Source organism: Bartonella sp. CM31XJBT (genome assembly GCF_028618555.1).
GTDB lineage: Bacteria > Pseudomonadota > Alphaproteobacteria > Rhizobiales > Rhizobiaceae > Bartonella.
Map to the genome: position 1 here is coordinate 1 of NZ_JAQITD010000025.1, position 24,650 is coordinate 24,650.

The 24,650-nt window shown below is 37.5% G+C and carries 15 protein-coding genes, 1 tRNA gene and 1 pseudogene; 8 read left to right on the top strand and 9 right to left on the bottom strand.

What is annotated here, in order from left to right:
- Positions 1-402 precede the first annotated feature (402 nt).
- From PVV63_RS08710 to PVV63_RS08740, 7 genes are all read right to left on the bottom strand, one after another.
- Complete coding sequence (locus PVV63_RS08710; RefSeq protein WP_273791527.1) at positions 403-1,557, bottom strand: MFS transporter; 1,155 nt, start codon at positions 1,555-1,557, stop codon at positions 403-405.
- A gap of 504 nt (positions 1,558-2,061) precedes the next feature.
- Positions 2,062-3,300 (bottom strand): DUF2087 domain-containing protein, encoded by a 1,239-nt coding sequence (locus PVV63_RS08715; protein ID WP_273791528.1) that lies wholly within the window; start codon positions 3,298-3,300, stop codon positions 2,062-2,064.
- Positions 3,291-3,971 (bottom strand): hypothetical protein, encoded by a 681-nt coding sequence (locus tag PVV63_RS08720; protein WP_273791529.1) that lies wholly within the window; start codon positions 3,969-3,971, stop codon positions 3,291-3,293. The genes PVV63_RS08715 and PVV63_RS08720 overlap by 10 nt, the downstream gene beginning before the upstream one ends.
- A gap of 210 nt (positions 3,972-4,181) precedes the next feature.
- Complete coding sequence (locus tag PVV63_RS08725; RefSeq protein WP_273791530.1) at positions 4,182-5,375, bottom strand: MFS transporter; 1,194 nt, start codon at positions 5,373-5,375, stop codon at positions 4,182-4,184.
- Between the two features lie 316 nt (positions 5,376-5,691).
- Positions 5,692-6,780, bottom strand: coding sequence for a DUF3792 domain-containing protein (locus PVV63_RS08730; RefSeq protein WP_273791531.1), 1,089 nt, complete (start codon positions 6,778-6,780; stop codon positions 5,692-5,694).
- A gap of 627 nt (positions 6,781-7,407) precedes the next feature.
- Positions 7,408-7,629: a hypothetical protein gene (locus PVV63_RS08735; protein ID WP_273791532.1), complete on the bottom strand. Its 222-nt coding sequence runs from the start codon at positions 7,627-7,629 to the stop codon at positions 7,408-7,410.
- Positions 7,630-7,852: 223 nt separating this feature from the next.
- Positions 7,853-8,056 (bottom strand): phage tail assembly protein, encoded by a 204-nt coding sequence (locus PVV63_RS08740; RefSeq protein WP_404977285.1) that lies wholly within the window; start codon positions 8,054-8,056, stop codon positions 7,853-7,855.
- Between the two features lie 875 nt (positions 8,057-8,931).
- Here PVV63_RS08740 and PVV63_RS08745 point away from each other — a divergent pair.
- The 4 genes from PVV63_RS08745 to PVV63_RS08760 all read left to right on the top strand — a co-directional run bounded on the left by PVV63_RS08745 (position 8,932) and on the right by PVV63_RS08760 (position 14,967).
- Positions 8,932-10,128 (top strand): multidrug effflux MFS transporter, encoded by a 1,197-nt coding sequence (locus PVV63_RS08745; protein WP_273791533.1) that lies wholly within the window; start codon positions 8,932-8,934, stop codon positions 10,126-10,128.
- A gap of 261 nt (positions 10,129-10,389) precedes the next feature.
- Complete coding sequence (locus PVV63_RS08750) at positions 10,390-11,121, top strand: alpha/beta fold hydrolase (protein WP_273791534.1); 732 nt, start codon at positions 10,390-10,392, stop codon at positions 11,119-11,121.
- On the top strand, positions 11,118-13,292 hold the full coding sequence (locus PVV63_RS08755) for an isocitrate/isopropylmalate dehydrogenase family protein (RefSeq protein WP_273791535.1): 2,175 nt from the start codon (positions 11,118-11,120) through the stop codon (positions 13,290-13,292). Before PVV63_RS08750 ends, PVV63_RS08755 begins: the two co-directional genes overlap by 4 nt.
- A gap of 868 nt (positions 13,293-14,160) precedes the next feature.
- Entirely contained in the window at positions 14,161-14,967 is an 807-nt protein-coding gene (locus PVV63_RS08760) for an N-acetylmuramoyl-L-alanine amidase (RefSeq protein ID WP_273791536.1), read from the top strand.
- Positions 14,968-16,205: 1,238 nt separating this feature from the next.
- On the opposite strand, the gene PVV63_RS08765 is transcribed toward PVV63_RS08760, so the two are convergent.
- Entirely contained in the window at positions 16,206-17,402 is a 1,197-nt protein-coding gene (locus PVV63_RS08765; protein ID WP_273791537.1) for a porin, read from the bottom strand.
- Between the two features lie 315 nt (positions 17,403-17,717).
- Here PVV63_RS08765 and PVV63_RS08770 point away from each other — a divergent pair.
- Positions 17,718-17,808: transfer RNA gene (locus PVV63_RS08770), tRNA-Ser, on the top strand.
- Between the two features lie 1,468 nt (positions 17,809-19,276).
- On the opposite strand, the gene PVV63_RS08775 is transcribed toward PVV63_RS08770, so the two are convergent.
- On the bottom strand, positions 19,277-20,497 hold the full coding sequence (locus tag PVV63_RS08775) for an MFS transporter (protein WP_273791538.1): 1,221 nt from the start codon (positions 20,495-20,497) through the stop codon (positions 19,277-19,279).
- Positions 20,498-22,071: 1,574 nt separating this feature from the next.
- On the opposite strand from PVV63_RS08775, the gene PVV63_RS08780 reads away from it, so the two are divergent.
- From PVV63_RS08780 to PVV63_RS08790, 3 genes and pseudogenes are all read left to right on the top strand, one after another.
- The gene (locus PVV63_RS08780) at positions 22,072-22,713 is read left to right on the top strand and encodes a hypothetical protein (protein WP_273791539.1); all 642 of its coding nucleotides are present in this window, start codon (positions 22,072-22,074) and stop codon (positions 22,711-22,713) included.
- 711 nt (positions 22,714-23,424) lie between these two features.
- Positions 23,425-24,345: pseudogene (locus tag PVV63_RS08785) on the top strand (phage late control D family protein); the annotation flags it as partial.
- The coding region (locus PVV63_RS08790) for a DnaB-like helicase N-terminal domain-containing protein (RefSeq protein WP_273791540.1) at positions 24,302-24,650 on the top strand (349 nt) is incomplete at its 3' end. The pseudogene PVV63_RS08785 and the gene PVV63_RS08790, both read left to right, overlap by 44 nt.

Consider the following 24,650-nt stretch of genomic DNA (forward strand, 5'->3'; position numbering starts at 1 on the left):
GATATGGTTTTTTATTATGGCTGATCCATGAGCTCTAAGATATAAATTGAGAGGGAATGGGCGGCATTAAAAGTTAAACGCGCATGGCGAGGCTTGAGATTGATTAGTTCAAAATCCTTAATGAGCGAATTATAAAAAAATGCTTTGGCTGTGTTGCACATGGATATCAATAGAATATTATTCGTGCAGAATGTAGCTACCTTACGCTTGTCTGCCCCCATAATACTTTATGCTATGAGGCAATTGGCAACGGAGCCTTACAGAGCAATCTTTAAAGACCGTTTCGAGCTTCTTTGCCGCAGATTGTATTACAAACTCATAATTGAGCCATTTATGGCGAAGTGTTTTGGGCACCCTTGTTGTGCCCCCAGTAGCAAAAATGATATGTGACATGGAAGCTGCTTATTTTTTCGTTTGCATGAGGCAAAGGCAAGAAGCAAAGGCGGAGGCACCAACAATCATGCAAAAGGTGAAAGCGATATGATTGTTGAAATGGCTGATGATCCATCCACTTGTCCATGAGCCGGCAGCTTGGCCAATATTTGAAATAACAAGAATATAACTAAAAAGAACACTGGCAGAGAGGGATGAGGTTGTTTTCCCTGCTTGATAGTATATCTCTGGAATCATGACAGATTCATAGACACTGTAGGCAATTAACGCAATCACAGCGGTAAAGACCCCACCTATGAGGAAAAATGCAGCGAAACTTCCCATAAAGCAGAGCAGATAAAAAGTTGCTTTATCGGAAAGGGTGAGATGTTTATTGATTACCCCCTGCCAGATACAAATACTGATGCCAACAATTGAAAAGAAAATTCCACTATAAGGGGCGAGATTGCTGTCAAATTTATTGAGAAGTGTTGTGGTGGTGATGAAAATTCCCATGAGGAATGCACAAAGCAAAGCCGTGACCAGCAAATAAGCAATAGAACGATTATGTATTATTGTTTTTAAAGAAGAAAGAAGAGCTTTTTTTGTTTTTTTATTCTTTTCAAGAGATAATGTTTTATGTGGGTAATGATAAACAATTTGAATGGATAGAACACAAAGATACAAACCAATGAGTGCAAAAAAAGCCATTAAGAAGGTTGATGCGTTGTATTTTATGGCACTCGTTGCAACAAGAGGGGCGATAACGACAGCAGCATTTTGAAAAAAAGAATAGAGAGTTAATGCGCGTTTAAGAGCATTTTCATTGAGATGTTCTGATAAAATTTCTCTCAAAAATGGCTTTGAAACTGCTTTCGAAAAAGCCATTAAGGTAAAAAAGATCAACCATGCAGAAGGTGTGAGCGATAGGATAATGCACACAAAAGCGCTACTCCTTAAAATAAAGGCGCTAGCCATTAAGAGTTTACGCGAAAATCTTTCTAATAAACCCGTTGTGGTTACCATGAGAATGCTTTCAAGGATTACTGATCCAGCGAGATAAAAAGCGACATTGGCAGCAGTTATGAGAGAAGAGTTTCCAAGCAAAGGGAGTACAAAGAAAAAGGAAAATTCAGAAAGAAAAACTGTGCTATAGATGAAAAAAGTTATTTTATTTTTGCCCATGGAATTTCCATAGAAGTGTCGTTAAATGATCAAATACATTTTGTTGTATCTCTTGAGGAAGTTTTGTCAGCCCTGTTTCTGCTGTGCACATTTCGTTGAAATAGGATCTTTCTTGATTCACCAGCCAGTCCAATGCAAGAATATTGTTTTTTCTACGATGTTTTTAGAAATATCGAGCATGATTTGGATTGAGCAAGAATACTGTGCCCTGATGTTCGCGCAACAACCGTAAGATCATTGAGACCTTGATCCTATATCTTCTCCTGATGATTTTGACTATTCCCAATCCTTTTTGATAACCAATTGGCACCCCGCATTCTTGCTTTTCCATTTTATCCTTTATGAAGAGGATGTACTATCCCCCCATAGATTGTCAACATATGAATGGGATGAATGATTTTGTAACCTTTTAATGAAATTATATTTTTTTAGTGGAAGGTTATTCATTCTCTTGAAATAGAGAAGAAAAACGATAGAGTTCGCTAATCATTTTTCAAATCTCTTTTAGCGCATGCGTTGATATTTGCCTCCATGGCGTTGTAAAAAACCTCTCTCAACAAGAGTGCGTCGTAATCGGGCAAAGTCTATCGTAAAGAGGTTGCATATCTTGGAAACTTCCGTTTCGCTATAGATTTTTTCCTTTTGAAAGGCTTCACCAATTTTTGATAGCATCTCTTCTGTTTCTAAATGGCGGTCGCTTAAATTTTCCCTATTTCGCTCATGTTTATTTTCTAGCATTTTCCACACTGTCTCTTCGGCTTGAAATCCTTCTGTTGTGTTGTGAATAAGTCCAAGATTCAAAAGGCGACTGATGGATTTGTGAATGTTTTTGGCATCTGAATCGACATGTTTGAGGATATCAGTAAGATTTTTTGCACCAAGGATAATGGCGGCATAAACAGCGCGCAGTGTCGGTGAGGTCATGGCAGAGATCAGTGAATTGCGGGTATTGCGTTTGTGAAGGGTTTCTTTCCCCATGGGCAAAATATCATTGCGAATGGGAATTTCATTGATTTCTATGAGTTCTGCTTGGAGCGATTGTGCGCGTACAATTTGTTCGGCAGAGGTGCGTTTGCGAATAATCCCCAGACCACTTTGGCGATATTTGTGGTTTTCGGGGAGTGTTAAAGCTTCATAGGAGCCATCAAGCCGGTAGAGAATTTCTTCCCAGATGGGAGTTCTGACGCGTCGAACCCGTTGTTCGCTATTGTGAGCAATTGTTGTGGTCATTGTTGGTTCATGTAGACAAAGATAACCACCAGCGGTGATGTGTTCCCAAAGGGTTATAACAAATCGCACATCATCTGCGGGCGTTCCAGCATCAAGCCAAACAAAATCTATTGGTCCCCAAGATTTGAGCGTTTCATCATCGAGAGAGAAGAAATTCTCATGGATAAATGTTACCATGTCTTTTTCAATACCGTCTTGAAGCAGTTCTTGCCATGCTTCTTCGGCTGATTGGCCTTCTGCTGAAAAATCATCAATGGTGATAAGCCGTGGTTCGTAATTCTCAAGGATTCCTGAAGGGTCAAGCAAAGCTGTACGCTCTTCCCTGGTGGAAGATTCTAAAAGTTTTTTATCTTGTTGCCATGCTTGTTTTGCTTTTTGCAGTGCTTTTGCGATAAAGCACGTACTATCACCAGCACCGATTTCAATGACTGTGCGCGGTCTTGCCATTTGAATGAGCGCATAAATGAGCTGTGCACTATTTTCTGTTCCCATATCGGGGCTTATCAGGGACATCTTTTGATCCTTATCATTATTTCTGCTTTTACAAAAAACGTGGTTGTTTGTTCTATGGGGTGTTGAATGTGCATTTTGGTTGTGGCTTTTTGCAAGAGAGGGTTGGTTTTTTCATTCAGGTGGATTGTACGCCCATTGAGTTGATTAATGGCAAGAGTGTCAAGAGAAGAATCTATGATAATACTGTTGGCTCTCGTAAAAGAGCGGTTGCATGATCTGGTGAAAAGGCTTGTTGATTTGTTTGAATGAGACCCGTGTTGTAAAAGTGATATCAAAAGACTCCCAGAGGCAAGAAGAGTACCATTGAATTGTATTTCTCTCAGTGATTGGACAAGGCAGCTTTCACGAAGTGCTTCAAATGTGGGAAAGTCGAATCCGCCAAATGTCGCTCCTTTTGTAGAAACAATGGTGATGGGTTGTATTTGCCGTTTGCCAATGAGTGCTGGTTTGTTTTTTATTATTTGTACATCTTTTGCCCATTGAATGTGTGATAAAGGATTGAGTTCACGTGGGTAGACAGCGAAAGAATTGATGGCTATAGGTGGTGTTGGTTTTTGCAATTCAAGTGTGTGGGAGCTCTCATGACAATCATGTCGCATATAGTCTGCAAGTTGCCATACATAACCGCCTGTTCCATTGTAAAAGTTTAAGCCCATAGGATCTTGTTGCATGATGTTAAACCGGTTTCTTCTGCTTTGAAATATCAAGTTTTGGCAATGGTTGTTTGCTGGGGTTGTTTGCTCTTCCACACTCAAGAGTGGTTCATCAAAGTCTTATTGGTTTGTGTGGGGTTGTATGGGAGATACAACGATTTCATCGAGGGGTGATTGTCATGCCATTTTTGGGTTTGGTTTGCCTGAGAGCAAAGATAGTAAAGTTCGTTAACCATTATCATATTCCTTTTTTTGCATAGTGCGGTTTATGATAAAACCTAATATGCCTGCGATCATTGTGGCGATGCCAATGATAAACAGTGTGCTTTGGGTGTGATGCACTTTTACAAAACCGGCTCCTAGAAAGCCAATGCACACCGCTGTTTGTATGATAAAGATATAGGCGGGCATTTGGTTGTTTCGATGTTCTTTCTGAATGGCTTTCATCATAAAACTTGCCATTAGAGCATTTTGTACACCATTGGCACTCCCAAGGATGAAAAATGATAGCATCATCAGCCATGTGAAGTTTGTTAAGGAAAAGCAGAAAATTGCAAAGCCAATTATTGCAGCGGCAAGTGATGCACCAGCGGCATTGCCAAAGCGATGAAAAAGGCTGGAGAAACAGAGTGGACCAACCACGAGGCCAAGACTTAACATGCTTGTGATTACCCCATAGGTTTCTGCACTGAAGTACAGCTCCGTGCGGATGCGGACAATCGATAAGACGTTGAGAGCAGAGGTGAGGATGATGGTAATGATGAGGGGAGAAAGAGCATAGACAACATTTTTTTTACGCAAGAGACCCGTTAAATCTAGCCCTTTTTTGGCTTGCTGTGTTGTGTTTGTCGTTTGTGTATGTATTTTTAAACTTTTAAAACAGAAGAGAGTGATAAAGGTAGCACAAAGAACCATGATGGATAGTGCAAAGAGCCCTTTTTGCCCATTTGATATTCCATACAATACACCCCCTAGCAGTGGTCCGGCAATGTAGCCAAGATTACGAACTGTTTGGATAACGCGGTTTAGTCGATCTAGTTGCTGATCATTGGTTGCAAATTCTGGGACGGAAACGAGGATAGCAGACCAAAAGAGTGAACCAGCACAACCTAGTGCGAAAGAAAGTGCAATGTAAACCCAAAATTGGTTGGCGATTGCGGCAACGGCTATGAAGAGTGCTTCAAACAATAAAACAATGGGTACTGTTCGCGCTGGTTGGAAGCGATGCAAGAGGCGTGGTGCAATTGGTCCGGCACAAATTGCCCCGACAAGCCCTGCAAACAGCAGCATTGAAATAGATGCTGTGCTTTCTGCTAAGTGTAGAGCAAATGTAACTTGTGCTGTTTCATCGGCAAAGCTGCTAAAGCCCAAAACAAGGAAAAGTCCTGTTTTAGCGAAAATCATGGATTTTTTCTTTGTCACAATGCTCCTCCCCAAGAGGTTATAAGGTACAATTTTCTTCTACGTGTTTATGGTATATCCCATGCTTTGTATAGTTTTTCTTGATGATCAGTTGAGAAAGGAAGTTTTCAGAGCTCTTTTCCAAAACAAGCACAATGCCTATTGGCAGCAATGACCAGCTCCTTATGTTTTTTTAAAGGGGAGTATTAAGGATGATGGGCTGGTGAAGTTGTCTGATATGAGAGAGACAATAATACAAAAAGACAATCAGAAGATTTTGCAAAAAAGCTGCACGTATAGTGCAGCTTTTTATGTATTTGCTTTAAAGGTAGACGTTTTAAAGCATGAAAGTGTCCTTACGGCTTCTATAACCATAATAGCCAAAAACACTGGAAATAATGGCGCCTACCAGACTGCCTAAAAAGCCCCACCACTCCATATTGGAGGCTGTTTTTGTGGCTTTAGTCGCAGTGTTTTTGGCGCCCTTGATCGTATCCTCAAGATTGTCTGAGAGTGTTTCTGCCCGTTCTTCAAGGACTTTGATGGCTTTTTCGGTCTTTTCCTCTGCTCTTTGATAAAGTTGGACGGCACGGTTGGCTGCTGTTTGTGCATCCGCACGGGACATGCCATCGGTCACAAGGGCCTTGATGATATCACTTCGATCAAATTTTGTCGTGAGATCTTCTACACGATCAGACAGACGCTCACCAAGATTTTTTAAAGTGGTGCGATAGTAAGAAGGATCATTTTTGAAAGCTGTTATCGCAGAACCAATATCATTGAGTGCAGCTTGATAGGTTTGTTTCAAGCGATCAGGGTTGAGAGCAGGAATGTCGCTTTTATTGAGAAGGGTGCGCAATTCACTCGAAAGCTGGTCAAAATTGATGCCATTGTCACTATTTTTTGCAAAAAACTTTTCAAGACTTTCGCTGTTTAAGTTTGCAAGTATGGGGGAAATATTGTTTTTGAGGCTGTCCACGGTTTGTTGGACCATGGAGCTGTTTTCTAGAGCCGTTTTAGCTCCTATCTTTGCTGTACTAGAAACCACGTGGATGGCTTGGAGGGTCATCAGCAATGTTATGAGAGCCCAGGTGAGAAAGCCATGAAGAGTCCCTGAGGTTTCAGCAAAACGTCCAGCTACAAAGCCTCCCAAGGCTAGGCTAATCAGTGTAACGATAACAGAGCCCACGCCAAAGGAGAGGAAAGAGCCTTCAAATGGGGTTGAAGAGGTGAAATCCATTTGGCTTAAGCCTAAAGCGGCGACCAGAAAAGAAAGGCAGATTGAGGTGGCAAGAGCCGTCACCAGTCCCGCAAAGATTGCGGACCATGAAATGGGTGTGTGAAAGAGTGAATATTTTTCTTCTAGAGACGTTTCTCCTAGAAAATTCGTCTCGAATGGTGTGTTTTCAGGAATGCGAGTTTCCATGTTTTATCTCCTTGAATATGCTGGAGATACAATGCCTTTTTGCAAATTATGTTCCAAAAGTGAATAGATATGCGCCAAAAAGGACAGAAAACATCGAAAACAAGACGGTGATCATTAACTTAAAATTCTTCTTACATGACTCCAGTCTAGAACTGATAATACCAGTTTATCGAGAATTTTAGTTGATGGGGGGGTAACCGGTCTATGGGGGTATGGCTCTCTTTTCCCGTTCTGTACTGCAATGTTTAAAAGATTGAATGTCGTTGTGAAGTTTAATCTTTCCCCCTTAGCTTAAAAGTAAGCTCTCTTAATGCTTTTCTTTCAAGTAATGTCCCAGATACTGCTTGAGGAAAACTTTGTAAACGCTTTTCCATCATTGATTATGTTTGAAGGTAAAAAGTAAAATTCTGGAGTCTTTATTTTATTATTCATTTTTTTGTAAAAACAGCGCGTCTTCTAAAATTTTAGTTTTTTATATTGTACTTATAATTAAAAGAATGCTTCAATTATTCAAAATAAATATCAAAAGTATTCAATTCAAAAAGCTATGAGAGATAAAAGAGAAGGAAGAAACATTAGTGTTCTAAGCTGTTTTTCCTTCTCTTATTGCTCTATATCAAAACAATGCTAGAAAAATTTTCTAAGTTCTTTGAGTAAAAACTCCCAAAACCAGAGAGGAAAGTTGAAAAGTTTTGAGACAATGTCCAAAAGTTTTGAGATTCTCTCCAAAGGTTGTTTTTTAGTTTCGCCCGCAGTTTTTTTATACGATGTAAGAGCACTTTGATTTGAGAGATAAATTTGGTTCGATGGACCATCTTGTACTAAGAAAGTGCCTTTTGTAAAGGTCATGCGTTCCACCTTTATGACGTAGGGATTATGAACTGTAATCGGTTCATAGGTGCTACAGGTTTTCACTTTTGCATTTGCAGTTGTTCATGTCTTCTGTTTCAAATGTATTTGTGTAAAGGTTACTTGTGCGTTTTTCGGGTTTACTGTCGATTAAAATACATTCATCCATTATGCTTTTTATGGGTGCATTTACTTTGTTTAGCATTTTATCAAACTCTTTTAGTCATTCTTTTATTAAAGGCCCGTCAATGTCTTTAATGTTTAAAAAATCACGAACACCAAGTTTACTGATGGCATTATAGGACCACCCTGAAAGACATGCGATCATTTCAATTGATTGCTCGTCACCTTCTTTGCTCTGTATTGCTTTTAAGTCTTTAAATTTCGGGCGGCGTAAGGTGATTTCTGTGTATGTCTTTCCTTCCACTTTAATAGGTACAAGTAATTGCTACATGGCTCGTTCTGTTATATTCATTACTAGCTTCTCCTTGCTTTCTAAATTAGATGCAGAATGATTTATCAAATTTTTATTATAGCATGTTTGTCAATAGCTTAGGCAATAAACTTTGTGCTGGCTATGTAGAATGAAATTCTAACAAAATGGACAAGATGAATTTAGATTTTAGAGCGAGATAGAAGCACAATTTGCTTTATGATATTAGTGGATGATATTAGTGGGCTATTAAGTTTATTTGCTCAATTATTTGTGTTGATAAAGACTTCTCCATGAGCCATTATTATATGCTGTATTGTTACAATAATATTTGCGTGGGGAGTTTTGAGGAAAGGGAGTTTGTGGCTTCTTTTTTCTTTGAGCGTTGTAAACCACTTCTGATAAAAGATGTTGTCGGGAAAGTGATGTTGTTGTCATGGAGAGGGATAGTGTTTGGGAGCGTTTTTGTTGATGATATCAATGAAAAAAGCTGATGAAGATAGGGCAACATGAATACAACAAAATGCGCTATTTCGGATTGGGAAATATATCTCTGAAGGAGAGTTTTGATCTTTTAGCTTCTTTTGCGTATAGTTTTAAAATTGCGATTTGCTATGCTTTAAAATTAATTATAAAGTGAAGCACTAAGTGTTTATTTACGTGTTGAGTGTGTGCGTGCGGATCATACACTGGATTTATGTATCAACAAGCTGAATTATTCTCGAATAAAGTAAAAGAATAAAGAAAATTGATTATTTTATTCCCTGTGGATAAAGTTAAAATAGCTTTATATTTATAAATATAAATTATTATTTTTCTATAAACGTAAAATTTAAATATTTTTAAATTTAAGAAATGTGACTTTCCTGATGAAACATAAATATACATTACCATTCATTATACTTATCGTATGTTTATCAACAGGAGGTTTGATTTCTACCGATATTTTTTTACCAGCACTGGGCGATATGCGTCAATATTATCAAGTGACACAATCTCAAATTCAAAGTGCAGTGGCGGTTTTTTTGTTGGCATTGGCACTTGGACAGCTCATTTATGGGCCGCTGAGTGATAATTTTGGGCGTAAAAAAACACTTCTATTGGGCTTATTCTTGTGGTTATTTACGACACTTGGTGTGATTTATACGGTTCATATTCACGCTTTTCTTGTGTTACGTTTTTTGCAAGGTCTTGGTGCTTGTGCGGGACTTGTCTTAAGTCGTGCAATTATCAATGATTTGTTGGATAAAAAAGCGGCTGGAAAACTTTATTTGATTGTTTTCCCTTTTATTGGAATGTCACCAGCGCTTGCACCTTTCATTGGTGGACTTTTGATACAAGCTTTTCATTGGCAGGCAACTTTTATCTTTTTAAGCTTTTTTATATTTTTGACCATTTTGCTATGTTGTTTTGTGCTAAGCGAAACTCTACCCCCTCAAAAACGGCAGCATTTTTCTCCGGTAGGATTGATGAAGGCATATTTAGGTGTTTTCAGAAATAAACAATTTATTTTTTATGCACTTATTCCGTGTTTTTCTTACGCTGCCTATTTTGCTTATATTGTGGAGTCGCCTTTTTTACTCACGACTTTGGGGTTATCGCCGATACACATTAGTTATAGCTATATTGGTGTTTCGTTTCCCTATATTCTGGGAAATCTTTTGGCGCGATGGTTTTTTGAACGCGAGTCTATGGAAAAGACTGTGGGCAGAGGGTACATTATTTTTGTGATAGGTGGTGTGCTTTTTGCTTTGCAAATGTATCTAAGCCCATGGCCTCTTGTGACAAGTTTTATGGCTATTGCTGTTCTTACTTTTGGAAATGGTTTTTTATTGCCGTTAGGAACAGCGTTGGCTATTTCATCGCATCCGAAAGCTGCGGGAGCGGCTTCTGGTGTTATGGGATCTTTGCAATTAGGAAGTGCGGCACTCAGTGCAGCGGTTATCGGAAAAATCTCTGGTCATAGCCCACGGGCTATGGCAACTTTGTTAGCTGTGTGTTGTATGATTGGTTTTATCATTTATATTCAAAAAGCGCGTCATTTTATGACTTCAGAAATAAGCTGAGTGAAATGATAAAAAGAAAGCATTATGCGGAAATGCTTTTGATGTTTTACACAAATGGGGCACCTGTACATTAGATGAATTTTTTTATTAAGTTTCTGGATTGAGTGGGTTTAAAATTTGTTACAAGCTTAGTTTGAGTTTAACAAATCGATTATTATGAGGGGAGAATATGAGCATAGAATTTCAACATATTTTCATTATATTGCGTAGGAAAAGTTCTGGCTCTAATGCATGTTTAAAAATAAGGGGAGGAATTGATCAATGGGACTTCCTATTATTATTCTCTCTCCTGTAATGCCAATTTGGGATGGTGGTGTTTTTTGTTCTCCATTGACAAAGCTATGTTCAACAAAAGGATTCCCTGTCACTCTGCTGGATACGCTTTCTCTTTTTCCTAAGGGTTCTCATGTTCTCAATTATTCTGCTGTAGACATTTTATCTTTTATGGCAGAAAAACTTAAAAGCTATTTTAAAGAACCCGCAGTGCTTGTGGGATTTTCTATGGCTGGAACATTGGTACAAATATTGGCAGCCCAGCTTCCCAATGTTCAAGCTGTGCTTGCTGTGAATGCACCTGGCTATCCAGATAAGGTTTTGCAACGGCGCCTTGGAGATATTCTTGCCTCCTTAGAAAATAATGATTTATCGGGGGCTTTGGAAATACTCAATGGTTTTATGTATCCTTCTGGCATTATGAAAAAAAGAGTTTTATTGGAGATTCCCGATAAACAAAAAAGCGTGGCAATTGAACGCATGACAAGAGGGTTTAAACTCTTATTAGAAATAGATGCTAGAGATGAAATAGTTAAGTATAAGGGGAAGTTTTTAGCTTTAGTGGGAGAAAAGTCGCAACTTGCAACGGTAGATAATCAGACAAAAAGTCATAATCTGAATCATGAATATAAGCTTATCTCTGGTGCTGGTACGCGTTTGTGGGAGGATAATCCTACTATGACGGATGCAGTCATTGATGAGTGGATGGAGGGACTATGAAAAAGAAAGTTCTTGTCTTACCTGGTGATGGGATAGGACCAGAGGTTTGTGATGCTGCGTTGATGGTTTTAGAGCAATTTCAATTGCCGATTGAATTGACTTATGGTGATATTGGTTTTGAATGTTGGAAACAGGAAGGAGATTCTGTCCCTCAAGCGACTTGGCAAAAAATTACTCAGAGTGATGCTATTTTACTTGGTGCTGTGACCAATAAAAGAAAAGAAGCGGCTTTAAAAGAACTTGCTCCGCATTTAAAAGAGAAAAACCTTGCCTATGTTGCTCCCGCACTTCAACTTCGCCAAAAGTTAGGTTTGTTTGCAAATATACGTCCTGTAAGATACATCTCTGGTCCGAGAAAACCTTTTCATTTTTGTGTTATCAGAGAAAATAGTGAAGGCCTTTATGCTGGATTGGATTTTCGGGGTATTTCTCCTGAAAAAGCCGTTTGGCTAAAACATCCAAATTTGACAAAATATGGGCTTGAGGAAGCTGCGTGGACAGTCCGTTTGCAGACACGCTTTGGTTTAGAGCGGTTATTTGAATATGCTTTTTCTTATGCGAGGAAATATGGCTTTAAGCGCGTTACTTTTGCTGATAAGCCCAATGTTATGCCGGAAAGTAGTCAGTTTGCTCAGGAAATTTTTGAGAAAATTGCGCAAAACTATCCGGAAATTGAAGCAGATATTCATAATGTTGATGCGGTTGCTTTGTGGATTGCAACCAAGCCAGAGCGGTTTGGTGTGATTGTTGCTGAAAATATGTTTGGCAATATTCTCTCTGATCTTGGCTCTGGGATAATGGGGGGATTGGGGCTTGCATCTCATGCGAATGTGGGGAGCGAGATTGTTTGTTTTGAACCTGTTCATGGAAGCGCACCACGTATTGCTGGACAAAATAAAGCAAATCCTTCTGCGATGCTTTATACCACGGCTTTACTCTTAGAGCATTTAGGCTTTAAAGATGCAGCAAAACAATTATCTGAGAGTGTTGATCAGGTTATTCGTGCTGGAAAAACCGTTACCTATGATCTTGGAGGTGTCGCCTCTACCTGTCAAATGGCTGAAGCTGTTCGCAATTCTCTTGTGAAGCCTGTCTTTGTTTGTCGTGCGGCGATTATCACTGTTGGTGATGAACTCCTTTCAGGACAATATTTGAATACGAATTTACAAGATTTAAGCCAAAGCTTGAACAAGAGAAATATTCAAGTCACACGTCATTTTGTTTGTGCTGATCAATTACAGCAAATCAGTGAGACTGTTGTTGCTTGTCTTGGACAAGAAGATCTTATCATTATCAGTGGGGGATTGGGACCAACATCAGATGACATAACACGCGATGGAGTTGCTCAAGCTGTAAAGCAGCCTTTACTACATCATGAAGATGTTTGGCAAACAATAAAAGGTCAATTACAACGATTAGGGATTTTGGTGGATAAGAGTAATGCGCGTCAAGCATTGTTTCCTGAGACAGCAACCGTGCTTGATAATCCTACAGGCACAGCACCAGGCTTTTATCTCTCTTGCGATGGAAGTACGCTTGTTGTTTTGCCTGGTCCACCATCACAGGCTCTTGCGCTTTTAGAGAATTATTTAGAACACAATGAGAAGAAATATTCTTCTGTATCGCGTGCGGGGTATGCATGGACTTTGATTGGAATTGATGAAAGTACAATTGCGCAGTGGGTGGATGATCATTTTGAAAATGAGCCCTTTGAACGGCATTTTTTATGGAAAAGCCCCTATGTTCTTGTACAGCTTGTTGGTCAATCAGAAGCGCCCTTGGAACAACATTTCGTGGAAGAATTTGAAAATCATTTTCATCCCTATTTGGTTGGTGCAGAAGTTACTACTGCTTGTAAACAATTAGCAATGCACGTTGAGGTTCATTGGTCTGCCAATGATCCGCGGCTTTTAGAATATTTTCAGCCCATAGAAAAAGGTAAACAAGATATTCCACTGCTTGAGGTTGAAGTGAGCCTAGAGCCTTCTATCGAGACATTAGAAAATCAAGAAGAAAGCCTTGGACATGCCACGATGACTATACGGATGAAAGGTTATGGTGATGATCGTGTAACTTTTCCCTATACGCGACCACTTTTAGGTGTCGTCTTACAAGAATATGCAGCTTGGGCTGTCTTAAAAAGAGTTTTGCAAACTGAGAAGAAAAAATGAACCTCTATGGGGACGTAACAATATTTCTTAAATTATTAAACGTTCTATTATAAGAAGTATTTTGATCATTTTCTTAAGTGGTTTTTATCTATAGGGTATTTTTTCTTTTGATGTGTCATTAAATGACTTTGATTGATTCAAGATTAAGAAAAACTTTACGATATTAGGTTCGCTACATTCAATATTTATAATGATTAATTATGATTATAAATCAATATATTATCTTCCATGGAGCCTATGACAAGGAATCCAGAGACTTCATGTGCCTCAAGCGTTGTAGATAATTGAGATTCTTTGTAAATCAAAAAGCGATGGTGTGAAAAGACAAGAAGTCGTGTCATTTACAGGAAAGTTTTGCAAATTTTATTGAACAATATGTCCGTGAAGAGTTTTATTGTGAACATGTGCCGTTCCGTGATCTGATAATAAATTGCTGTAAAGAGCTCATAAAATTTTTCCTTTAAGTTTTTGTGTGATTGCATGATCGTTGGGTGTTCGCTTCCGAGGGGCGATATTTTTCAATTTGATAACAGGAAGAATTATTTTTTCTGTAAGACGTGAAGATTTAATGAGTGATCATTTTACGCTTTTGTTTTCTTTTCGATTGGTAATTTGTAGGAATTTGTTTGGGGAAAAGATTTAATGCGGTGTATTTGTGAATGTGGTTAAAAACATTTTACGCGTGTGTGGGGGAGAAATAAAAATGTGTCTTAATTGTTGATAAGAGTGTCAATGTTTTTGATGAACAAATTTTAGGCGTAATTCTTAGTATCTAGATTAGGAAGTTCATTGCGAAATTTTTAACAGTTCGTGTCCTATCTGTTGTGGTGCGCAGTGGTCTTTTTAAGCAACTAAAGAAAGGGCTTTTATGTATCAGATTGATTACAACAGTTATCGTTCTGTCAAGAGTTTTAATCGTCGCGTTCGTTTTCTCGTTATGCATTATACGGCTCTTGATTTTAAAGCCTCGATTATGGCGCTTACAGGAGAAAAGGTTAGTGCACACTATCTTGTTCCTGATCCTTCAGAGCAGACATATCGTGAGGCAGGCTTTAAGGACATGCGTATTTTTAATCTGGTCGATGAAAATGAGCGTGCATGGCATGCGGGTGTGAGTTCATGGGCTGGGCATAGTCATCTCAATGATGCGTCTATCGGGATTGAAATCGTTAATTTAGCGACGGGTCATTCTGAATCTCCAGAAGAGACAGTTGGTTTTATGGCTTATCATGATGAGGGGGGGATATTTCCTCCTTATAATCCAATACAAATTGATGCCGTTAAGGAACTTGCCTTAAATATTCTTCAACGGTATCCCGATATTATGCCAACTGATGTGGTGGGACATAGTGATATTGCCATTGGAAGAAAAAGTGATCCAGGAGCAGCTTTTCCATGGAAAGAACTTTATAAGGCAGGTATAGGAGCATGGTATGATGATGAACTAAAAAGTCATTATCAAGAGCAATTCTCTAAGAACTTTCCACCCAAAGAAGATGTTTTGGCGAAGCTAAAATGTTATGGATATGACATTTCTGCTGCGTGTCCCCAAACAGGATACAAAGATTTGATCCGAGCATTTCAACTTCATTTTCGTCAAGAAAATTATGATGGGATTCTAGATGTTGAAACAGCAGCAATTCTTTATGCATTGGTTGATAAGTATTTTCCGTGAATTCAATGCGTTTTAATTGAAAATATGGCTTATGATTACGTGTAAGCCTTTTTGTTATCAAGAGAGGCTGCTTTTTGCCAATGGGCTTTATGTAAAAAAGGCATTAATCGTTTAAAAAATCCCCTGTACGGTATAAGGCGTTTTATGGAAACATAACTCTGAAAGCTCTATGATTTGCAAAGATTAAATTTTACGGTTTCTTTTCTTCCTTATAAAAACGCGTAAAGTCAAGATGTTGCGTATATGATGGCATGCTCCTTACGCAGGATAAAACGCTTCAAATAAAATGGACTTGTGTTGTATATTTCCATGCTTGTTTTAAAGCAATGTCTTTTAATGCGTATTACAACACATATTTTACAGCGACGTTTATAGAGAATATAATCTAAAATCCTCTATGAAGTGTATCCTCATTTTTATGCTTAATAAAAGTGCCTAGCACTATCGTACATTTTGTCAGATCTCAATGTTACTATAGCCCTTGGAGTTTAAAACGATTCATAAAAGGGTTTTCTTTACTCGTTTTTATTCACACGGCTCTCTCCGCTTGTTGTACAAGTGAAAGGTTTTGGTTGATTGAAACATGAAAAATAATAAATTATGATTATAAATCAATGTGATGTAGGTTCAGGAAAAATAGGGGTATTTACAGATTGCTCCTGATAGGAGGCTTTATTCTTTAGAAGGGGAAGAGGTCAATTCATTTTTTGAAGATATATCGCTTTTCTCTTTTATTGCTTTAGGGAATATTTGCATCGTTTTGACAGCATGTTTCTTGATGATTAAGTTTTTAATGAAGCCGTGTTATAAAACATTGTGTTTTAGAGTGTTGATAGAAGACACATTCAGGCATATCAAAAACACAATGATGTCTTGTTTTTTTCAATATTTTATCTGTTCAGTACAGAATTGACCAGAGAAGTTCATGACCTAAATTAACAAAGGTTAGAAGTAAATTGCTAAGAAAGACCAATTTGGTCATAAAGCAAAAGGGTCTGCTCATGCTTTAAAGGGCAAGGAAGAGATTGTGTTTGAAGTGATGTGTAAACGCCCGTATGCAGTGCTCTTATCAAGCATATCAGGGTTAATCTTCTGAGAGTAGTTTTGTGAAACTAAGTCGTTTTTTTCCGAGAGACAAGACAATACGTATCAGGAAAAGATATTCATGATATTTGATTCCAAAAATAAAAACTGGCAAACCATGTTGCCAGTTTTTAAAAGCTGTAGCTTAAATAGGATTAGAATGAACGCTGTAAACGGATCATACCTTGAAAAGCACTTTTCTTATTGAATAAATGTTTTTCATCATTATTTTTATCCGTCACAACGCGATCATCGTTCCAAGAAACATAGGTTAATTCAGGTGTAATCACAAATCCTGGAACCAGCGTGTATGTAATATTTACAGAAGTTGCAAAGGTTTTTACAGCACTATAAGAAACTTGAGCATTCAAATTTGCTTTTGGAGTAAGCTTGTAAGTGGCACCCGCCCAAGCAGCCCATTTACCACCCCAGTTTGCATAAATCGTTGTGCTTTGTCGTGATAATTCATCATTTTCATTTACTGTGTAGTAATCAAGGCCATTTTTATAGCCAGCCATTACCCATAGATTGAAACGATCGTTGACATTGAAATCTGCACGTACTTTTCCAGCCCACTTTTTGTAGTAAGCATCATATGCTGCAACTGCTGAAAAACCACCCCATTTTTGCATGAACTTTATACCCAAAATCACATTCGGGGTGTAATTTTTAATTGCTTTACTTGGAAGAGTACCCTCAGTGATAGAAACAAGCTTATCATCTTTATCAATGTAGTATCCTGTTATTCCTGGAAGAGAATCTGCATTATTGCCTAATTCAGCGCCGATAATAGCAGAAAAGCCGGAATCACCATTAAAGGTGTAGGAAATAAAATTGGTGCGTGTTGTGCCAGCAGGCGCTATGCTGTCATCATTGAGAACATCTCCATAATCACCAGTCCAGCTGTTGAAAATTGTGTCATCAAGACCTACGCGAAAACCACCCAGTTCAATGTAAGCCGCGGCAAGCCTTGCAGCAGCGTTGTCTCTACCATCACCCCAGTTTGAATAAATTCTTGCATATGAACGAAGTGTTCCCATTTCTGTTTCAGAAGCTGCTTGAAAAACAAGGGTGAGCCGTGATGCGGCGCCGTAGGTTTTTCTTTTGTCTCTTAGTTCAGTTTCGGTTGTTGCATCGATATTATTACCGCCTATAAAATCAGTACGAACATTTCCTGATAAACGCATGCAGGTTTCTGTTCCAGGGATATAGAAATATCCTTTTCCGTAGGCATCACAAACGCGAATATATTCTACAGGTTCGGGTTCGGCGATAACTGTTGAAGCAGCATGTGCTCCAGAAATTGCTAAAAAAGCTGCTGTAGAGCTTAAAAAGAGGGATTTAATATTCATATGGGATCTCCGCGGTCCGGTTAAATTTCTTCTAAAGAGTACCATTTGCCTAACGCATTAAGGACAAAGACATAAGTAAAATACGCAGCACTTGTTATCTTAGCTATAACTAATCTTTTTAGAGTTTCAAATATGAAATTACCTTTTTGTAATATATATATGTACTATTCGAGATGCTGTGGTAAAAAAGACACAATTCTTGTTTTATTAACTTTTGCTCCCTATGGGATCAATAGGAGAAAAATTTTCAGATATTTGGGAAAAAAATCGAAAATGTCTTGAACTTTCTGTTGATACCATTTATGCCTCTCTGTTGGAGAGGTGGCCGAGTGGTCGAAGGCGCTCCCCTGCTAAGGGAGTAGGGCTCAAAAGGCTCTCGAGAGTTCGAATCTCTTCCTCTCCGCCATCTATTGTTATAAAAGCAGTTGATTGTGTATAGGAATTTTGTTTTCAGTGATTTGTGCTCATTTGCTTTTCTACCAATCTCAATTTTGTGAAGTTTTTTGATTTCTTTTCTTGCTAGGCGTTTTCTATCAGCTACTCTGCTATAGAGTGGTGCTATTTTATCTTCCTTCTATCTAAATTTATGTGCGAAATTGTAATACCTGTATTAGCAGCGCGTGTGGTTGCTCATTTTCTTAATTCCTGTGTTGATTTTTAATTTTATGTTTCATGAAACAAGTTACAAAAATTTCTTTTCTAATGGTGTAAACTAAAGCAAAACCAATGGGGGATATTTTAAGCGCAAGATGTTTCATGTAAATTGCTATTGTTGATAAAGGAGAAAGCGAAGCTCTGTTATAGCAATCACATTGACGTTGCATATTTTTTAGCTAAGGATTGCTTATTTATTTTATGGATATGGGGAGCAGCATGAACGTTTGTAAGAATAAGCGGCCGTAAAGCTAGATATGTTACGGATTTGGTTCTACAAAGTGTTTTTGATCTCCCTATGTCGTTTCAATCGTTTGGTGGCATATTTATTATTTTATGACGTTGTTTTACTAAGCTTTTGCTTTTGCGTGTCAATCAACACCTATTCCTTATACAACGGCATATTTGAGATCAATATTTAAGATGGTTTACTGCTTTATCGGTTATGTCAGCTTTTATATATCAAATAGGGGAGAAAATATTGTATATATCTGTTAGCGAGTTATTTCTAAAAACGGAAGGATCTTTTAATTTTGAAAAAAATATGAAAGCGGAAAAGATGGAAATGAGCTCCCATTTTTATCATCATCTTATTAATTCAGTTTTACAACTTTCATGAATCTCTATGGTCGTGTCTTTTAAATAATGAAGATTGCGTATCTCACGCTTTTGTTTATTCCGTTGGGATTATGCCTCTCATATAAAAAGCATGTTCTAAACACAAATATACTTGTGTTGCCAATTTATGCACTTGTTTTAAAGAGATATCTTTGCAATGTGTATAAGCCCATTTTGCGACGCCACCTCGTAAATGGTATAAAACACAAAAGTTTCTGTGAGACACATAAAGCCTTATAAAGCCACACCATTTGTATACTTATGAAGATGCAAAGAGGCATATTATATATCTGCCTTCCTGTTGTTATAGATTTTAACTATGAGAGTTCATAAAAGGCATTTTTTCTTTTCTAAATTGTTTTTATCTATACGGCTTTCTCCACTTATGATGTGCAAGCAAATGATTTTGATTGTTTCAACCATAAAAATAGATTGAAAAGAAAGAATCTTACAATATTCAAGTTTGGTATATTATGATTATAAATCAATGTGTTGCTTTATATTTGCATTGTATATTGAAAGTTGGATGTGGCAATGCTCTCAAAAAAGTATCGATTTCTTTTAGAAAAAAACATTGTGGGTGAAATGTTATGGTTTTCCTCTCATAGAGACTTTTGAGAGTGTTTCATCCATCTCATGACAACCAAACCACACATGAAAAAAGTAATGGTCGGTAATATTAGGTAGTAAGACGGAGAAACTTTTGCAGGAAGAAAAGAAATAATACTCAATACTGTAATTGAAAATATTCTTCCGCTAAAAGAGACAGCACCAACAATACCAGAAATATGTTGCGTTTGTTTTTGGTTAAGTTCTGAGAAAAATAAGCTTTTTGCCCCGATCGGTACAGTGCAAATAAATCCATGGATTAAAGAGAAGGCGATGACTGATGCAGCAGTTTGATGGCTATGAACTAAAAAATAGAGCGCTATGCACATCAGAGCAGAAAAGAAGGAAAAATATTTTATAGAATTCTTATATTTTTTATCAAGAACATGATACTTAGACATCAGTAAATTTGAAAAATATTGTGCTGAAAAGGCTCCAATATGGCAGCACATCAAGACGAGCATTTGCGAACCGTTGAGGTGATGAATTTTTCCCCCTGAAAGTATTATCGGTTGCCAGAAATGATAAATAATCTGAATACCAGCGCTAAAAAGGCACATGAGGAAAATAAACCATGCTCCTCCTACTGTATTTTGAAATATCCAGAGCGTTTCCTTGGCATTGTGCAAGATTGTTTTTGTTTTGGACGTTTCAATTGTCGTTTTCTTTTCTTCAGGAACAATAAGGAATATCAAAAAAATAAATCCCATCATGAGGCATGAGATGATATATCCCATAAAATATTGTCCAGAGTAATAGATCGTTCCAATGCCTATAATCCCACTGAGAATACTTCCAAAAGAGTTAACCTGGTGGTAGAGATGAGCATAATGCGAAAAGTGATCCTGTTTATCGCCTAGAGAATGGTAAATCCATCCGTCAATGGCGCTGACAATGATGCAAATGCCCGCTGCATAGAGAATTTGCGCAATAATAAGTGCTGTCATATTGGGAGCTTGAAGGCATAAAATATAAAATACTCCTGTCATAAAGACCCCAGCCATAACGGAATATTTACGTCGATATCTGTCAGATAAAACAGCGCAGGGAAAATCAAGCAGCAGAATAGTGGTGGAAAAGACAACCTGAAGCAGAGCTAATTGCGCCAGACTAACTCCCATGGACATTAAAAAAATAGCATGGTAAACGCCGATCAGCATGCGGACAGCATTATAGGAGCCATAGTTGAGAGCAAGGGCGCGTGGTCTGTTCATTGTGTTGTTCCATAGATTGTACAATAAGAATTTCCACTGAAAAGAATATTTTTCTGTGAAAAGGTAGCGGTTTCATATCCCCATTCAGGGATCAGTGGAAAGCTGTTTTCCATAACCACCCCAAAATTAAAAAGGTCCCTTAGTCTATATGAGACTTCAAAGCGTATTAATGAAAGGAAATGATGCAATTTTAAAGTGATTATGAGGAGCAACATAAGCCTCATAAATGAGATTGTCATCTTTTGAGGGGAGTTGCTTGTGGGGCTGTTGCTTTCATAGCAATCATTTTGTCTAGATCTGTAAAATGATCCTAGGACGGCAAGATCATTGACATAATTAGAACTTATAGAGGCTTGTTTATTTTTTATATACCATTTACTGATCCATTCTCTTTGCTGATCAGGTGAAATAGCACAAATGATCCATAAATCGGTTTTTGGTAATTTTTTGATATCTTTTTTTATAGTCATCAACATTTGTAATCCCCCCCCTTTCTTTCTGACTGTTTCTCCGTATCAATTTACGTCTAAAAAAGTTTTTTTCAGAATTCATCTTTACTTTATTTATTAAAAATTTATTAAAAAGATTGTCTCGCAAGGTGCTTTTTAATCCCGTCATTACAATTAAGAATTAAATTCCTGATATAAGAGGAAGGGTGCATGATACATTGTGACTAAATACATAAATCCTTCTGTATCCTGAAATGACGATTTCCTTTTGCAAAACAGTATCTGGAATGGAAGCTCGATAACCGTTACTTTGATCATGGAAATGATAACCTAAAAGAGTGCTTATGAGTGCTTGAAGATATTCTTTAGATATTACAGACAGGACAAGAAAATAGTTTAAAAAAATCAAACGTGGGATGAAAGCTTTCATCTTATGATGGGTAATGGTGAATTTTAAACTTTATCTACTGTTTTTTTGAGCTACTGTGCTGTAAGAAAGATCAAACTCCCCCAATTCATGTCTCTAATTTAGATCATTGATCATAAACATTATATACTGTCTTTTCAAATTATAACTTTGCTCATTGTTTGTCTTCACTGATTAAATCAACATTTCTCTAAAAATGCCGCTTGAGAAAAATGCATTCCATCAGTTTAATACTCTATGATCTTTTAATTAATTTAAGGAAGATAGCATAAAATATACGATAAAAAATGAATAAATTTCAATCTTTGTAAAAAAACACAAACTTTTTACTGCTGCTGATAAAAAACAAAGCTATATTAAAAGTAGCCTTTATACCCTTCAATATCATTGGTTGTGTTTATCTGTTTTGTCTACTCATTATTTCACCATTGTTAATATGATTGTTAATCAAAATATCATTTTTGAATTATTTATAGCATCGTATTAAACTCTTTTAAAGTCATGGATAAAAGATTAAATTACTCCTCTAGAGATATAAAACTAGATAGAAAATTCCATGGCTACTCTTTTGAATAAATTAGTTTTTATAGATTTACTCTATGTGTAGCGTATTTAATTGTTGTACAACTTATCATTTTTTATTTTTATTGTAGATTATTTAAAATAGATTTAATAAATTTCATTATGAATATTTTGATATGAATTTATATGTCTATTTAAATTGTTGTGTTCAGAGAAAAATAAAAAAATGTTTACAAAAAAAAGTTCTGTTTAGAGAAGGCTTATTGCTTATCATATTTTTGCTACCATATTTTTTGTCTACCTCGCATGGCTATACGGGTATAGATAAATTATTTTGTTCCACAGTGGTTAGGGAGCGCGATGATGCTGTTCAAAAGTTGGATTCAGTCAAGTTTGAAAAAGAAAATGCTGAACGGGGATGGAGCGATACCGTAAAAATATTGAATGTGATGGTAGACGACTTGAAGAGAATAGCTCTTGAACAGCAGGAACTCTATTTGGCATTGCTGAAAAATATGCCAAACAACAAACAACTTTCTTATAAATATCAAACAACTCTAAAACGCAATGATGCGGTTTTTGAGCGTATCGAGAAGGTTTTGACTATATTTGAGCATGTTGAGAAAAGGACAGAAGCCTTTCGAGGGCTAGGTGAAGCAACTAAGCATAAAGATCAGTCTCAAATGTTACATTACTTAGAAGTGATTTCTGAACATCATGGACATGTTGATCGACTCAATAAAGAACTTGAAAGGCTCAATCACGAAGTTGATAGTTTAAACAATAGGCTTCAAAATTTGAAGAAAATATCTCGATAAGAAAACAGCAAAGTTGTTCATTAATGCAAATGAGGAAAAATGCATGAGATGATGAACAACGATTTCATTGAAAAAGGAATGAACGGTGGGATTTGCAATAGTACTCATCATATCCGTTATGGTTATTATAGGGACTCTTTGTTTTTTGTGTAACAGAAACTGTCAAAGAGCGGAAAGAGATAGATGGAAAAGATATGGAGAATCACCAGAAACACGCTCCGAAAATGAAAGAAAAAAATGAGACCAGTATGACAATACAAGAAACATAACCATTTCATGAGACACTTTAAAATCCAGATAATAAGGTTTTGGGAGTCTCTTCAGCATTTGATAAAGAATCTGAAGTTTTAGCGTTTAAAGAAGTTATGGTCCTTTCATCGAAGGACTATAAAATAATCATCTGCATATTTGTTATCATTTTGGCAGTAGACTTTGTTATCCAGATGTTGGATAAGGTCATTATCCAAGTATTGGATGGGGGCAGAGAGTTTGATATCTTTACTTTTATATGTATTTTTAGCTTATTTATTTTGATCTGTTGTTTTATGGCTATCCCGATTATTTTAATTTTACACAATACGATTGAGGAAAAAATTGAAAAAAATACTTCAGCAATATAAACAGATTTGAAATGAGAGAATCTTACAATATTCGGGTCTCTCATTCAATATACAAAACAGTAAATTATCATTATAAATCAATGTGTTGTATAATAAATCCGATACATTTGAAGCAGAGTTTGATGATAGTGGCAATGATTTAGAGGTTTCCTCAAGCAACAGCACTCTGCAAGTGATTTTTGGCTATGAGAACAGCATCAGTGCATTTATGGGGCGTTTTGTTGTCGAATCGGTTGTAAGTTGTGGGGGCAGTGATGGAGAGATCTTGCGCCTTTGTGGCAAAAGTGCCTCGATGCGTAAAGAGCTCAAAGAACAGGTGAGTGAGCATTTTGATCACAAAACTGTTGGTGAGATTGTTGAGACACTTGCCAAACGTCATGGCTATCAAGCAAAGGTCAGTCCTCAGTTCACCACACAAACTTTGCCTTATGTGATTCGTACAGATCAATCGGCTGTTGATTTTTTAACCCGCCTTGCCGATCGCATGCGGGCACGTTTTTTAATCAAAGACAATAAGTTTTTGTTTTTAAGCGGAGATAATTTACCAGCACTCGACATCCATAAGCACGACTGTTCCAACTGGGAATTTACGTTAGAGCCACGTACGCAATATGGCACCATTGAAGCTTCTTATTTTGATCGCTCAAAAGGGCAGCAATGCCAAGTCAAACATCAGACAGGGTTTAGCGGTCCCGTGCGGCGTCTTCGCACTTGTTACACTTGTGAGGAGGAAGCACGAGCTGCTGCTGCTTCCGAGTCGGACAGGTTGTGTCGTGCTGTGGGCAGTGGTTCTTTGACCCTTGAGGGGCGTCCTGAAATCATGGCGGATCAACCTCTCATCCTTCAAGGGTTCCGTGGGCAAATCAATGGTCCATGGAAAGCCGCGACCGTCACCCACTGCTATGAGAAGCAAAGCGGATACACCACAGAAATCACCTTTGAGGCACCAGACAAGGGAAAAGAAAGCAATGAGAACACTGAACATGCTAAAAACAGAAAATCCAAGAGATAATTTTGCTTCTTCTTTTCGTCAACCTCCCCATAATATTGAAGCGGAGCAGGCATTACTTGGAGCAATCCTGATTAATAATAATGCACTCGATCGCGTTTCAGACTTTCTCAAAGCAGAACATTTTTTTGAAACGCTACACCAAAAGATCTTTGAGATTGTCTTACAAATTATTCAAAAGGGTCATCTTGCAAACCCCATTACAATCAAGCCCTATATCCAAATGGAAGAAAAAGTTGGAGATATTACTGTATACCAGTATGTTGTTCGCTTAGCCACAGAGGCAGTCACTATTATTAACACTGAAG